Annotated in this window: 9 protein-coding genes and 1 tRNA gene; 5 read left to right on the top strand and 5 right to left on the bottom strand. The window is 64.8% G+C overall.

Translation table 11 applies throughout. From position 1 onward, the window contains the following. Nucleotides 1–57: 57 nt before the first annotated feature. Nucleotides 58–131: transfer RNA gene (locus LDL28_RS05085), tRNA-Pro, on the top strand. Nucleotides 132–209: 78 nt separating this feature from the next. Here the strand turns inward: LDL28_RS05085 and LDL28_RS05080 are convergent. The 3 genes from LDL28_RS05080 to LDL28_RS05070 all read right to left on the bottom strand — a co-directional run bounded on the left by LDL28_RS05080 (nt 210) and on the right by LDL28_RS05070 (nt 4,424). Next, nucleotides 210–1,364, bottom strand: coding sequence for an AI-2E family transporter (locus tag LDL28_RS05080; protein ID WP_233057500.1), 1,155 nt, complete (start codon nt 1,362–1,364; stop codon nt 210–212). 59 nt (nt 1,365–1,423) lie between these two features. Beyond that, entirely contained in the window at nt 1,424–3,508 is a 2,085-nt protein-coding gene (locus LDL28_RS05075; RefSeq protein ID WP_233057499.1) for a S9 family peptidase, read from the bottom strand. Nucleotides 3,509–3,572: 64 nt separating this feature from the next. Further along, nucleotides 3,573–4,424: an NUDIX hydrolase family protein gene (locus LDL28_RS05070; protein ID WP_233057498.1), complete on the bottom strand. Its 852-nt coding sequence runs from the start codon at nt 4,422–4,424 to the stop codon at nt 3,573–3,575. A 112-nt stretch (nt 4,425–4,536) separates the two neighbouring features. On the opposite strand from LDL28_RS05070, the gene LDL28_RS05065 reads away from it, so the two are divergent. The 4 genes from LDL28_RS05065 to fusA all read left to right on the top strand — a co-directional run bounded on the left by LDL28_RS05065 (nt 4,537) and on the right by fusA (nt 9,517). Further along, on the top strand, nt 4,537–6,375 hold the full coding sequence (locus LDL28_RS05065; RefSeq protein ID WP_305069310.1) for an ABC transporter ATP-binding protein/permease: 1,839 nt from the start codon (nt 4,537–4,539) through the stop codon (nt 6,373–6,375). 98 nt (nt 6,376–6,473) lie between these two features. Next, nucleotides 6,474–6,740: a hypothetical protein gene (locus LDL28_RS05060; protein WP_025812516.1), complete on the top strand. Its 267-nt coding sequence runs from the start codon at nt 6,474–6,476 to the stop codon at nt 6,738–6,740. Nucleotides 6,741–6,918: 178 nt separating this feature from the next. Beyond that, a complete protein-coding gene (rpmB, locus tag LDL28_RS05055; protein WP_025812517.1) occupies nt 6,919–7,218 on the top strand; it encodes a 50S ribosomal protein L28 in 300 nt (99 codons plus the stop codon). Nucleotides 7,219–7,429: 211 nt separating this feature from the next. After that, the gene (gene fusA / locus LDL28_RS05050; RefSeq protein ID WP_233057496.1) at nt 7,430–9,517 is read left to right on the top strand and encodes an elongation factor G; all 2,088 of its coding nucleotides are present in this window, start codon (nt 7,430–7,432) and stop codon (nt 9,515–9,517) included. 218 nt (nt 9,518–9,735) lie between these two features. On the opposite strand, the gene LDL28_RS05045 is transcribed toward fusA, so the two are convergent. Further along, nucleotides 9,736–10,608 (bottom strand): MBL fold metallo-hydrolase, encoded by an 873-nt coding sequence (locus LDL28_RS05045; RefSeq protein ID WP_233057495.1) that lies wholly within the window; start codon nt 10,606–10,608, stop codon nt 9,736–9,738. Then, the gene (locus LDL28_RS05040; protein WP_233057494.1) at nt 10,589–13,393 is read right to left on the bottom strand and encodes a phosphoenolpyruvate carboxylase; all 2,805 of its coding nucleotides are present in this window, start codon (nt 13,391–13,393) and stop codon (nt 10,589–10,591) included. Before LDL28_RS05040 ends, LDL28_RS05045 begins: the two co-directional genes overlap by 20 nt. Nucleotides 13,394–13,490 lie beyond the last annotated feature (97 nt).

Raw genomic sequence — 13,490 nt, 5'->3', positions numbered from 1 at the left:
AGAACATGCCTTGCGGTCCCCCCGTGAGGCTGCTACACCCTGCCCATCGCAGACAGGCGGGCAGTAGCGCAGCCTGGTAGCGCATCAGTCTGGGGGACTGGGGGTCGTGGGTTCGAATCCCGCCTGCCCGATATCCCTGTCTGCGATAAAAGCCTTTTTCAATCAGAGTTTAGCAAAGCATCCTGTCCGGGATGCTTTTTTTATGCCTGCTATTCGCGCGCCCGGCTCCAGTTCAGCCACAGCATGTGCAGCACCGCCATGATGGCCGGGCCCATGAACAGCCCCAGCAGGCTCCAGCTTTCAGCGCCCCCCAGTATGCCCGTCAGCACCCACAGGAAGGGAAGCTGCGTCGAGCCCCCGATCACGGCGGGACGCACCAGATGGTCCGCCAGCAGGATCACGGCAATCCCCAGCAATATGATGGCCATGGCCGTCAGCATCGCGCCGGTATTGATCAGCACCAGCAGGGCGACGGCGGTAATGGCGATAATGGCGCAGAAAGGGATCATCGCGGCAATGGCGGTCACCACCCCGAACAGGAAGGGATGCGGCGCGCCCGCCAGCAGGTAGGTCACGCCCATCAGCATCCCTTCACCGATTCCCACCAGAACCAGCCCCGATACCGACCCGTGGACCGAGGCGATGATCTGCAGCGCGATCCGTTCACCACGTTTGCCAAAGGCACGGCGGGAGACATTAAGCGACTGGCGGATGACGGAATCACCATCCTTGAGCAGGAAAAACAGGGTCAGGATGGCAAAGGCGAACAGCAGCACCCGATGCAGCACCTGCGTGCCCACCTGCTGCGTGACCTGCACCCCGCGCCCGATGTTGAGGGTGCCGAGCAGGGCGGAGACATCGGCCGGATCCCTCAGGTGTTCGTCCCACCATGTCTGGATGGCCACGCGGCCATAGGGCAGGCGGGCGGTCCATTGCGGGAGGGGAATGCCGGAATGGCGGGCGTCGTTGAGCAGCCTGAGCACGCCTTCGGCCTCACGCCCGGCCTCAAGGGCGAAAAGCGCCAGCGGCCCGAGGAAGATAAGGGCGATGACAAGCGTGAACAGCAGCGGCAGCAGGGCCTGCTGCGTGCGCGAATGCCACCGCAGCCGCGCGCGGACATAAAGCGGCCATGAGGCGATGGCGAAAATACAGCCCCAGATCAGCGATGGCAGGAAGCCCCGGACCGTGTACAGCGCCAGCAGGACAAAAAACAGCGCCAGCGCCGCGCGCGCCATCCGCTGGGTGCGCCGGGTTTCCTGGAATGAACGGAAAGTACGCATCGTGGATAAGGGATCGACCTTCTCCCCCCCCAGGGGCGGGTACGGACGATCCTGATCCGCGTTGTGGGGATCCGTCATGATCATTCCTCTGGAAACGGGCTCAACTCTGTGCGGACGGTAACGGGAACGTGCCTGCAAGGCCATTAATCCCGTGTTGGCGTTGCGGTTTCAATGGCCCATAGGGCGAAAGCATGAATCAGGGCCGCTTCCTTCAGGGAATCGAAGCGCCCCGTGGCCCCCCGGTGTCCGGCTTCCATGTTCGTGCGCAGCATGACGGGTCGGTCCGAGCGGGTGTGCTCGCGCAGGCGGGCCACCCATTTCGCCGGTTCCCAATAGGTCACGCGCGGGTCCGTCAGGCCGCCCATGGCCAGGATGGCCGGATAGGCGCGCGGCCCCACCTGTTCATAGGCGGCATAGCTGGCAATCAGGTCATAGGCCTGCGCATCTTCCAGCGGGTTGCCCCATTCGGGCCATTCCGGCGGCGTCAGCGGCAGGGAGGCGTCGGACATGGTGTTCAGTTCATCCACGAACGGCACGACCGCCACGATACCGGCGAACAGCTCGGGCCGCATGTTGGCGATCGCACCCATCACCATGCCGCCAGCGGAGCGCCCATCCGCCACGATGCGACCGGGGGCGCCGAAGCCCGCGTCGGTCAGCGATACGGCGCAGGCGATGAAATCACTGAACGTATTGGGCTTGTTGCGTCCCCGCCCGCCCAGGAACCAGTCCCACCCCTTTTCCGATCCGCCGCGCACATGGGCAATGGCGTAAAACCAGCCCCGGTCCACCAGGCTGAGCACACGGGTGGAAAATACCGGGTCGATAGCATGGCCATACGCGCCGTAGCCATACAGCAGCAGCGGGGCGGAGCCATCAATGGGGGTATCCTTCCGGCCCAGCACGGTCACGGGCACCTGTTCCCCATCGGGGGCCTGCGCCATAAGCCGCCAGCAGCGGTACTGCGCCGGGTCATGGCCCGATGGCACGGTCTGCTGCATGAGCAGTCGGTCCGCCCGCGTGGCCATGTCATAGGCATGCCATTCGCGCGGGGTGGTAGGGGACTGGTAGATATAGCGCAGTTCGGTCGTGTCGTATTCGTAGCCGCTGGCGAAGGTCAGGTCATAGGCGGCTTCATCGGGTTCCAGTGCATGGGTGGCGCCGTGCAGGTCACGGATGACGATGCGCGTATTGGCGTTGCGACGCTCCCGCCATGCCAGATGGCCCGACCACACCACGCAGTCGGTCATGTAACGCCCCGGCTCATGGCCCACCAGATCGCGCCAGTTGGCGCGGGCGGGGGCCGTATCGGGCGTGGTCATGAGCTTGAAGTCCCGCGCGCCGTCGGCATTGGTCAGGATGATGAAATAATCGCCCTGATGGTGGAGGCCATATATCAGCCCCGTCTGCCGCCCGGCGGCGCAGACCGCCGGGGCCTGCGGGTCGTGCCCGGGGATCAGCCAGGATTCGGACGTGTCATGATTGCCGCTGGAAATGATGATCCAGCCGCCCGAGCGCGTGGCCTCGACACTGACGAAAAAGCCAGGATCCGCTTCCTCATAGACCAGCGTATCCGCTTCCTCCCCGATACGGCGGCGATAGACGCGCGCCGGGCGGCCATGTTCGTCGCGCCAGACCCAGAACAGGTACTGGCTGTCGGGCGAGAAGACGAAAGCGCCGCTACAGTTTTCAACCGGCGGCAGCGTCCCGGCCTTCTCCTCGATGCGGCGGATGCGGATACGGTAGATTTCCGAACCCTGCGTATCCTCCGCATGGGCGAAGAGCGTGTGGTCCGGGCTGTGGCTGGCGGTGGCGACGGCGTAATAGTCATGTCCCCGTGCCGCCGCGTTCACATCCAGCAGCACCTGCATGGCCTGCGGGCTGGTGGCCCGATAGCGTGCATAGACCGGATACTGCGCGCCGGCGGTGTAGCCGGTCTGGTACAGGAACGGCCCGTGCGGCACGGCGGGGTAGGTTTCATCGGGCTGTATGCGGCCCTTCATTTCCGCCACAAGGCGGGCCTGCGTTTCCTCGGTGCCGGACAGGATGGCGGCGGTATAGGCGTTTTCCGCCCGCAGATGCGCGGCGATATCGGGCTGGAGCACGGACGGGTCGCGCAGCACGTTCTGCCAGTTGTCGTCCTTCATCCACGCATATTCGTCCTGCCGCGTGCGGCCGAACTGCGTGATGGTGCGGGGTATCTTGCGGGGGATGGGGGGGAGCGTCATCGCATGGTCCTTCCGCGGTGGGGCGGGCTTGGCGGGGGCTGCGTGCCCGCCGGATGGGGTCGGGTCAGGTGGGGTGGGGTATGTGCCAGCCGGTCAGGCCACGGCGCAGGCGCTGGCCGTCGGGGCTGGCGGCGTCAATCATGCCGGTGCGCAGGAACAGGTCGATCAGGACAAGGTTGACGTTGAATTTGAACTCATCGGTCTCGCGCACCAGCCTGTAGGCGTCCCGCAGGGGGATCAGGCGGAATTCCTCCACCTCCCCATCGGCGGGCACGGGCACGAAATCGGGCGGCAGGTCCAGTTCGAAACAGTGCAGCACATCCCGGCGCAATCCCTCCGGCCTGTCAAGCGCGTAACATATATCCGCCGTGGGGCGGGCCCTGCGCACCAGTTCCCCGGGCAGGCTGGCTTCTTCCGCCGCTTCCTTGGCCAGCGTCTGGAGGACGGTATGCCCCGCCGGAATGCCGCCGGCCACCAGGTGGTCCAGCTTGCCGGGGTCGAGGCGCTTGGTCATGGCGCGGCGGGCCACCCACAGGTGCAGCCCGTCCGGGCGGCGGACCACCCCGTTCAGATGCACGCCCGCCGCCATGAGACCGAACAGCGGCAGCGCGCCACGGTCTATCCGGGCGACCGGCGGCGCGGCCATGTCGGTCCGGACATCGAACAGTTCGTAGTGGGAGCGATAGACCCCTTCCGCCGCCATGTCCGCCCCGATCCGCTCCAGCCGCGCGGGGTCGGACAGGGTGACGGTCGTGCCCGCCACGCTCATGCCATGGCGTAGCAGGACCGGCAGCAGGGCGGGCTGCACCCAGCCCGCCGCCTGCTGGCCCAGGCGGAATTCCAGCCGCCCACCGGGCAGGACCGCCGTGTTGCAGGCGGTGATATGACGAAAGAAACCTTCAAGGCTGTGTGACATGATCCATCCCTGTCCTTCGGGCCATGGGTGGCATACCGGCTGTCCCGGATGCTGACAATCCTGCGCAGGGCATGCGGGGGCAGGGGAATATGGGTTGCAAAACGCGGGGCTGATGCCGCATGGCATGCACATGGCAGTTACCGAAAAGGCCCGGCACGACAGGCCGGAGCGTTCCGCCGCCGCGACCCTGCGTGGCCTGTTACCCTATCTCTGGCCCCATAATGACCCACGCGCGCGCCTGCGGGTGGTTGCGGCATGCGTGCTGCTGATCCTGGCCAAGGTCGCCACGATTGGCGTGCCCTATGCCTACAGCCGGGTGATCGACGCCCTGCAGCCGGCAGTTGGCAAGGCCGTGATGACGCCGCTCATGCTGATCGTGGGATACGGGCTGCTGCGCATGGCCGCGGCCGCCCTGGGGGAACTGCGTGACGCCCTGTTCGCCCCGCTGCGCTACCGTATCAGCCGGATCGCGGCCATGCGCAGCTTCACGCACATGCACCAGCTTTCCCTGCGCTTTCACCTCAACCGCCAGTCCGGCAGCGTGACCCAGGCGATCGCGCGCGGCACGGAAGCGATCGAGACCGTGTTGCGCGTGGGCGTGTTCAACGTGGTACCCACCATGATCGAGGCGCTGATGGTCATCGGGGTGATCTGGCGGCTGTTCGACTGGCGCTACGCCATCGTGATGCTGGTGGCGGTGGTCGCCTATGTGGTGTTCACCATCGGGTTCACGTCGTGGCGGATCGGGTTGCGGCGGCGGATGAACGACATCAACAGCGAGGCGAGCTGGAAGGCGCTGGACAGCCTGCTCAACTACGAGACCGTGAAATACTTCAATAACGAGGAACACGAGCGCCAGCGTTACGAGGACGCCCAGCGCCGCTACGAACGCGCCGCCGTACGCACCCAGATCTCACTCAACGGGCTGAATTTCGGGCAGGCCGCGATCATCGCCGTGGCCCTGATCGCCGTCATGCTCATGGCCGGGCGCGATGTCGAGGTCGGGCATATGACGATGGGCCGCTTCGTGCTGGTCAACACCTATCTCATGCAGCTTTACCTGCCGCTGAATTTCCTGGGCAGCGTGTATTCCTCGCTGCGCAATTCGCTGGTGGATCTGGAGCATATGTTCGCCCTGATGGACGAACAGGCGGATATTACCGACGCCCCGGGGGCCATTTCCCTTCCCGCACGGCTGGATGAGGCGCCCGCCGCCGATATCCGCTTCGAGAACGTGCATTTCAGCTATCATCCCGACCGTGAGATCCTGCGCGGGATCAGCTTCCATGCGCCCGCCGGGCGCCGGATGGCCATTGTCGGCCCCACCGGCGCGGGCAAGTCCACCATCAGCCGCCTTCTGTTCCGGTTCTATGATGTGACATCGGGCCGCATCCTGATCGACGGGCACGATATCCGTGACTGCGCGCAGGCATCGCTGCGCGGGGCGGTGGGCGTGGTGCCGCAGGACACCATCCTGTTCAATGACACGATCGGCTACAACATCGCCTATGGCCGCCTGGGCGCCACGCAGGCCGAGATCGAGCAGGCGGCGCGACTGGCCTGCATCCATGACTTCATCATCTCCCTGCCCGAAGGCTACGCCACCCGCGTGGGCGAACGCGGCCTGAAGCTGTCCGGCGGGGAGAAGCAGCGCGTGGCCATCGCGCGCACCATCCTGAAAAACCCCCGCGTGCTGCTGCTCGATGAGGCGACAAGCGCGCTCGACACCCGCACCGAGCAGGAAATCCAGTCCGCGCTGCACACGGTCGCGGCCAACCGCACCACCCTCATCATCGCGCACCGGCTGTCCACCATCGTGGATGTCGATGAAATCCTCGTGATGGGACAGGGCCGCATACTGGAGCGCGGTTCCCATCGCGCCCTGCTGGAACGCGGCGGCCACTATGCGCGGATGTGGGCCGCCCAGGCGGAGGAGGACGCCGCCCTGTAGGGTTCACGAGCACTTGTTACCGGTTTCATATCCGCGCCGTACTGGTAAGGGACAGCAGGCAGGCCCATATCAGCCAGACGACCACAAGGAGCCGTAAGATGACGGAAACGAACAACCAGCCCCCCGAAGCCGAAGGCATCCCACCCGAACTGAGCCATTGCGGCGCGGTGGTGGACAAGGCCATCGAATACATGATCGGGGAGAACCTGCCCCCCGTGGCCATCGCATCCGCGCTGCTGGGCGGCTCGCTTGGCCTGCTGTCGCGCACCATGGGCCGCGAGACGATGCAGGCCATGCTGGAAAATGCGCTGCACAGCGTGCAGGCCGGTGAACTGCACCCCGATCAGGACCGCAAGGCGGGCTGACGCGGGGACGGGAAGGGGATAAAATAGGGTGGTTCCCGCCCTTTCCGGGACAAAAAATGCCGAATCACGCTTATGCACCTTGACTGTTGGCGGCGGTTTGGCGATAAGCCGCGCCTAATCAAGACGATCCTTGCCGGGCATTTATGCCTCGGCCACAGTTATATCCGAGGATGATAGAATGTCTCGCCGCTGCCAGATCACAGGCAAGGGCGTGCTGACCGGAAACAACGTCAGCCACGCCAACAACAAGTCCCGCCGCCGCTTCCTGCCCAACCTGCAGGAAACTTCGCTGCTGTCCGATATCCTTGGTACGGCGGTGCCCCTGCGCATGACCACCAACGGCATCCGCACGGTTGAGCACAATGGCGGGCTGGACGCGTTCCTGCTGTCCACCCCGAACCGCAAGCTGCCGCCCGAAGCCCTGACGGTGAAGCGTCGCATCCTGCGCGTTCAGGAAAAGAAGGCCGCCGTAGCCTGATGCGCCACGGGCCGTGCCGCCCCGCCCCATCCGGGCGGGCCGGTGGCCCGGCGCTGTAAAAGCCTGACTGATGTCTGGCGCATTGTTCCGCTGTGCCGGTCTGCGTCGTCCGGGTTGAAAAAGACTGAGGGCGGAAGCAGCTTACGGTTCCGGCAGGCGCGAAAGGGGCAGTTCCCCCTTCGCGCCCGTGTTGTCTTGTGGAGGTAATCCCGTGTCCGCCAAGTCTGATCTGTCCCTGATTCGCAATATCGGTATTACCGCGCATATTGATGCCGGCAAGACCACCACGACCGAGCGCATCCTGTATTACACGGGTGTGTCGCACAAGATCGGGGAGGTGCACGAAGGCAACACCACCACCGATTACATGGCGCAGGAGCGCGAGCGCGGCATCACCATCACGTCCGCCGCCGTGACGTGCGAATGGGCCGGGCACCGCATCAACATCATCGACACCCCGGGCCACATCGACTTCAACATCGAAGTCAACCGCTCGCTGCGCGTGCTTGATGGCGCGGTCTTCATCATCGAAGGCGTGGCCGGCGTGCAGCCGCAGTCCGAGACCAACTGGCGTCTGGCGGACCGGTACAACGTGCCGCGCATCATCTTCATCAACAAGCTGGACCGCACCGGCGCCGACTTCTACCGCGCGTTCGACACGCTGAAGGAGAAGCTGGACATCATCGCCATCCCGCTGCAGCTTCCCATCGGCGCCGAGGAAAACTTCGTCGGCGTGGTGGACCTGATCGAGATGAAGGCCATCGTCTGGGAAGGCGGCGAGCTGGGCGCGAAGTTCCATGATGAGGAAATTCCCGCCGACCTGCTGGAAAAGGCGCAGGAAGCCCGCCAGAACCTGCTCGACACCGCGCTGGCGGTGGATGACGCGGCGATGGAAGAATACTTCGACAAGGGTGATGTCGATGTCGCGACCCTGAAGCGCTGCATCAAGAAGGGCACCATCTCCGGTGAGTTCCGTCCCGTCCTGTGCGGCACGGCGTTCAAGAACAAGGGCGTGCAGCCGCTGCTCGACGCCGTCATCGACTTCCTGCCCGCGCCGAACGACGTGGAAGGCATCCGCATCGCCCCGCCGGAAGACGAGGAAGTCGACGAGAAGAAGCTGCCGATCATCCCGGTTGACCCGGATGGCAAGTTCGCTGGTCTCGCCTTCAAGATCATCAACGACAAATACGGCACCCTGACCTTCGTGCGCGTCTATCGCGGCGTGCTGAAGACGGGCGACACCGTGCTGAACACGACCAAGGGCCACAAGGAGCGCATCGGCCGCATCTACCAGATGCACGCCGACAAGCGCGAGGAACTGTCCGAAGTCCATGCCGGTGACATCGCGGCCTTCGTCGGCCTGAAGGACAGCCAGACGGGTGACACGCTGGCCGATCCGGCCGATCCGGTGGTCCTGGAACGCATGACCTTCCCGATCCCGGTCATCGACATCTCGGTCGAGCCGAAGACCAAGGACGGCGTCGAGAAGATGACGCTGGCGCTGCAGAAGCTGTCGGGTGAAGATCCCTCCCTGCGCCTGAAGACCGATCAGGAAACCGGCCAGACCATCCTGTCGGGCATGGGCGAGCTGCATCTCGACATCATCATCGACCGCCTGCGCCGTGAATATGGCGTGGACGCGAATATCGGCGCCCCGCAGGTCGCATATCGTGAAACGATCACCCAGACGCATGTGGAAACCTACACCCACAAGAAGCAGTCCGGTGGGTCGGGCCAGTTCGCGGAAGTGAAGATCGAGTTCACGCCGGTCGAGCGTAACGAAGGAATCTCCTTCGAGAACAAGGTCGTCGGCGGCACGGTGCCGAAGGAATACATCCCGGCGGTGGAAAAGGGCATCATCGCGCAGGCCACGACCGGCGTGCTGGCGGGCTTCCCCACGGTGGACTTCAAGTTCACGCTGCAGGACGGCAAGTACCATGATGTCGACTCCTCGGCCCTGGCGTTTGAAATCGCGGCGAAGGCCTGCTTCCGTGAAGGCATGAAGAAGGCCGGTCCGGTCATTCTTGAGCCGATCATGGACGTGGAAGTCACCACCCCGAACGATCACGTGGGTGACGTGGTGGGTGACCTGAACCGCCGCCGTGGCATGATCCAGAGCCAGGAAAGCTCGGGTTCGACCGTTATGGTGCGTGCGCAGGTGCCGCTGAAGGAAATGTTCGGCTACATCTCGCACCTGCGTTCGATGACGAAGGGCCGCGCCTCCTTCACGATGCAGTTCCATCACTACGATCCGGTGCCCCGCAACGTTGCGGAAGAGATCATGGCGAAGTCCGCCTGATCTTTCTCGAAAGAGAGCGCCTGAAGAAAACCGGCCCTGTGAGGGGCCGGTTTTTTTATGGCGGGCGTGGATTGGTGGATGGCGGGGCGGTGGCGTTCTCGCAGGAAAACGCCGCCTTTTTTCGAAAAAAGGCGGCGCCCGGAAACTTTTATTTTTATCAGTCAGTTGCCCGTTCGCGCACGGACTTCATGAACACTCCACCAGCCTGGGCAGGGGGATCAGGGCGCGATCTTCATCCACCTGTCGTCGCGCAGGCTGACCCGTCCATCCTCGTGCAGTTTTTCCAGATGGGCATGCAGGTTCAGCCGCGCCGCGCGCCGCAGGTCGGGGCGGAGCTTGTGGTACATGCTGTCCAGGATTTCGTCCAGCGTGCACGGATGGGCGGGAAGGAGGGCCATGATGCTCTTTTCACGCGCATGGCGATGGGCGACCAGCCCGTCAATGCACTCCGTCACCCGGGTGATGGCCGGGCCATGGGCGGAAAGCAGCAGGTGGCTGTCGCGAGCCCGCAGGTAATCCATGCTGTCCAGAAACTGCCGGACCGACCCGTAGGGGGCGGGAGGCACCATGGTCGTGGACCAGCCCATGATATGGTCGCCGGTGAAAATGATCCCTTCCGGCGTCTCGAGGCAGATATGGTCGCTGGCATGGCCGGGCGTGTACAGCACGCGCAGCCCTGCGATCATATCGCCATCGCGCAGGCCGATATCGGGCGTGAATGCGGGTTCCTCGCTCTGGTAAAACCCGCATACGGGCACGCCCAGCCGTGCCCCGAGTGGCCGCGCGCCCTCAAGGTGATCACGGTGGGTATGCGTCAGGATGATATGCGTGACGGGACGGCCCCCCGTTGCATGGACCAGTGCGTCAAGATGTTCGGGCGCCTCGCTGCCGGGGTCGATGATCACGCATCCATCGGCATGCTCGACCACCCAGCTATTGGTGCCATTGCCGGTCATCGGGCCGGGGTTGTTCGCCACGACCCGCCTTATGGTGGGCGTTTCCGGCAGGGGCACGTCATAGGGCGGTGGCGGCTCACTGACCCGCCACCCGTTGCGTGTGGGCTGCGCGACCTCAGCCAAAGGCGCCGACATGGTGCATCACACCCGTGCTGATTTCACGCACGGTCTGGAACAGGCGCTGCATCGGCTCGAAAATATCGGTGTATTCACGGCTGTATGTCCCTTCCTGACGGGGGCCATGCGGTTCGTGGAAGTCGAGGTCGAAACCGCCATCCGAGCGGTAGGGGAATATCTGCTCCAGTTCGGTCAGCACTGCGGGGATGTCAAGGCACAGGACCTTCAGCGTCAGCACATCGCGCGAGAAGGCATGGCGGGGCGAGAAATACGGGATGCGGGTGGAAAGCAGCCAGATATGCTCGATGATCGCGATGCGGATGGCATGCAGCAGCAATTCGTCGGGTTGCATGCGCGGGGCTTCGGGCCAGGCGCGGCGCAGGGCCAGGTGGTCCGACTGGATGCGGCGGAACATGGCCTGCGTGCTGGCCCAGAAATCCAGGTTTTCCAGCCCGTGCATGAGCAGCAGGCACGATTCCTGCCGGGCCGGGTCCTTCTGCGCGGTGGCGCGTTCAAGCCACAGGTCGGGATCCAGCAGGTGGATCACGCCGCGCAGCACCCCGTGGTCGGAATGGGACAGTCCGTGGGCGGCGAAATCCATCGCCCGGCGGAAGCGCGGGCTTTCGGCCAGGTACCTCTCGAACGTCTCGGGGTGCCGGGCGGCCGCGGTGCCCAGCCCCTGCAGGGTGTTCGCACACCATGCAAGCTGTTGCAGGATGGCGTTGTTGGGGATGGCCCGCAACTGGCTGGGATGCTTGATGCGGGTAACGGTGGAGCCGGCGTCGCTCTGCCGCGCCGACGGGCGTGAGCCGGTCTTGTCGATAAGCGACGGCCCGAATGCGCCGAGCAGCGCCGCGTAGCCGGGGTCTTCCACCAGCCCGGTCATGCCGTTGGCGATGGTGGAGAAGAAATCGGCCGAGAAATCCGGTTCGTCATAAACCGGGTCGCGGTCGAGCGATGTCGCGGCGAAGGCGTGTTCGGCAATGATGCTGACCGTTGCGTCCGCCAGCGTCTGCGTCCCGAACAGGAGGTAGCCATCCCCGCCCTGGAAGGCGGTTTCCTCCCGCATCTGGATACCGGCGCGCGCGAAGCGGGCGCGGGCATGCGGCGGGGAGAGATAGTCGAAACGGTCGGCCAGCCGGTAGGGGTGGGCCCCGCGGCCGATGCTCTCGCCATGCGTATCGAACAGGATCACCTCGACGAAGGCGAGATCCCACTTGCGCAGCAGGTCGCATACCTTGATGCGCAGCCGTTCGATCAGATAGGTGGCGGCAAGCTGCCCGACATAACGCCCGGAATCGGAAAAGCCGAACTGGAGGCTGAGCTTGCGCGTGCGCTGCAGGTAGGCGCGCCAGTGGGGGGAGCGCAGGGCTTCCTCGATGATCTGTTCGCCATTTTCCAGCGCGTCCTGCGTCTCGAACAGCGGCGAGATCTCGATCATGTCGTCAATGCCGTACAGGCGCGCCAGCCACAGCGCGGTCAGCAGCGTGTAGCCGGTCTCGGTCTCGGCGATCAGGAAGCGGATGGGGCTGGTGCGGTCGATATGGCGCAGGATCTGGCGCACCGTCATCATGAGCCGCCCGGCGCTGGCCTGTTCCATGAGCAGGGAGCCGAAGTCGATCTCGATCGGTTCGACCGTATCCAGCGCCTCGTTCATGCGGCTGATCAGGGCGCGGCGCTGGGCCGGCACGTCCGGGCTGTCGGTAATGTTGAGCCGCTGGCGCGCGATGTTGTGAAGCTGCGTCGCATTGAGCCGCGTATGCGTATGCGCGGCGGACAGGCCATGCGCCATGAAACCCGCGCGCGCGACCGCCAGGGTCATCTTGTCCTCCGCCGATGCGGCGTCGATAGCCTCACCGAATGTGGCGCTCAGGTCGTTGGTGCTGGTCAGCGCTTCGGCGCTGCGGTTGATCAGCACATCGGCAAAGCGCGATACCGCTTCGGGGTCGGGACCGGAGGGACAGGCGGCAATCTGTTCGCCCACGGCGTCCAGCGCGGTCCGGACGCGGTTGTGCAGGTCGTTGCAGCAGGCCGTGACCGGCTCGATCTGGTCATGCAGGCGGGAAAGCTGGAGCTGCTTCATGCGCAGGCGCAGGCGCAGCGTGTCCCACCAGCCGATGTCGGTGCGGCCATCGGTGTCGTAACCGACCCAGCTTGTCATGATGATGGGGCGCGGGGCCAGCGTGAACCAGAGCTGGGGCCAATGCGTGCGCGCTTCCGACAGGAGGATGGTGTTCAGCTTGTCCAGCGCCGTGCGGCCGCGCAGGATGGCCTGGGTGGCCAGGCTGAATTCCTCATCCAGCGTCGGCGGTCCCGCGCGGCGATGCGTCAGGAAGCTGGGCACATGGGCGGGCGGTTCGGCGGGATTGGCCGAGGCCAGTTCGGCCAGCGCGTCATAGACCGGGTTGGCCAGCGCGAAGGTGGGGTGCGCGGTAAAGACGGCGGCGAAGCGGCTGCGCTCGATGGCGGCGCGGAAACGGGCGATCGGCACCGGGCTGTCATCAGGGTCGGGCTGCACGATCCGGCGCGCGACCGTGCCCATGCGCGTGGCCACGGTTTTTTCGTCCGGGCCATCGAGATAGGTGGCGATATGGTGCGCACGCCCGGCAAACGCCCTGTCACGCAGCAGGCGTACGATATCCTCGACCTGATCCATCGGCAGGGCGCCGCAGCCCATCTGCCGGCCGATCTGGCGCGCCAGCGTCATGACGGGGCTGCCGGATGCAGTCTCGTCGTGGCTGGCTATCAGTCGCTCGGCCTGCTGGAGCAGATCGGACACATTCCGCGCGGCGGCTTCGGTCATCGTGTAGTCCTGTTGTAAAAATTCGTCATGGCCCCTCCCAAATCACATGTTCAGGTGCGGGCCGCAATGTCTCGTGTATCATATTCACGGCTATTTG

Source organism: Komagataeibacter sp. FNDCR2 (genome assembly GCF_021295395.1).
Classification (GTDB): Bacteria; Pseudomonadota; Alphaproteobacteria; order Acetobacterales; family Acetobacteraceae; genus Komagataeibacter.
This window is presented reverse-complemented; position numbering and strand designations above follow the sequence as displayed.

Bases quoted from the DNA above. Each gene is read 5' to 3' on its own strand.
- LDL28_RS05080 (WP_233057500.1), bottom strand. From the start codon at position 1,364: ATGATCATGACGGATCCCCACAACGCGGATCAGGATCGTCCGTACCCG.
- LDL28_RS05075 (WP_233057499.1), bottom strand. From the start codon at position 3,508: ATGACGCTCCCCCCCATCCCCCGCAAGATACCCCGCACCATCACGCAG.
- LDL28_RS05070 (WP_233057498.1), bottom strand. From the start codon at position 4,424: ATGTCACACAGCCTTGAAGGTTTCTTTCGTCATATCACCGCCTGCAAC.
- LDL28_RS05065 (WP_305069310.1), top strand. From the start codon at position 4,537: ATGCCGCATGGCATGCACATGGCAGTTACCGAAAAGGCCCGGCACGAC.
- LDL28_RS05060 (WP_025812516.1), top strand. From the start codon at position 6,474: ATGACGGAAACGAACAACCAGCCCCCCGAAGCCGAAGGCATCCCACCC.
- rpmB (WP_025812517.1), top strand. From the start codon at position 6,919: ATGTCTCGCCGCTGCCAGATCACAGGCAAGGGCGTGCTGACCGGAAAC.
- LDL28_RS05045 (WP_233057495.1), bottom strand. From the start codon at position 10,608: ATGTCGGCGCCTTTGGCTGAGGTCGCGCAGCCCACACGCAACGGGTGG.
- LDL28_RS05040 (WP_233057494.1), bottom strand. From the start codon at position 13,393: ATGACCGAAGCCGCCGCGCGGAATGTGTCCGATCTGCTCCAGCAGGCC.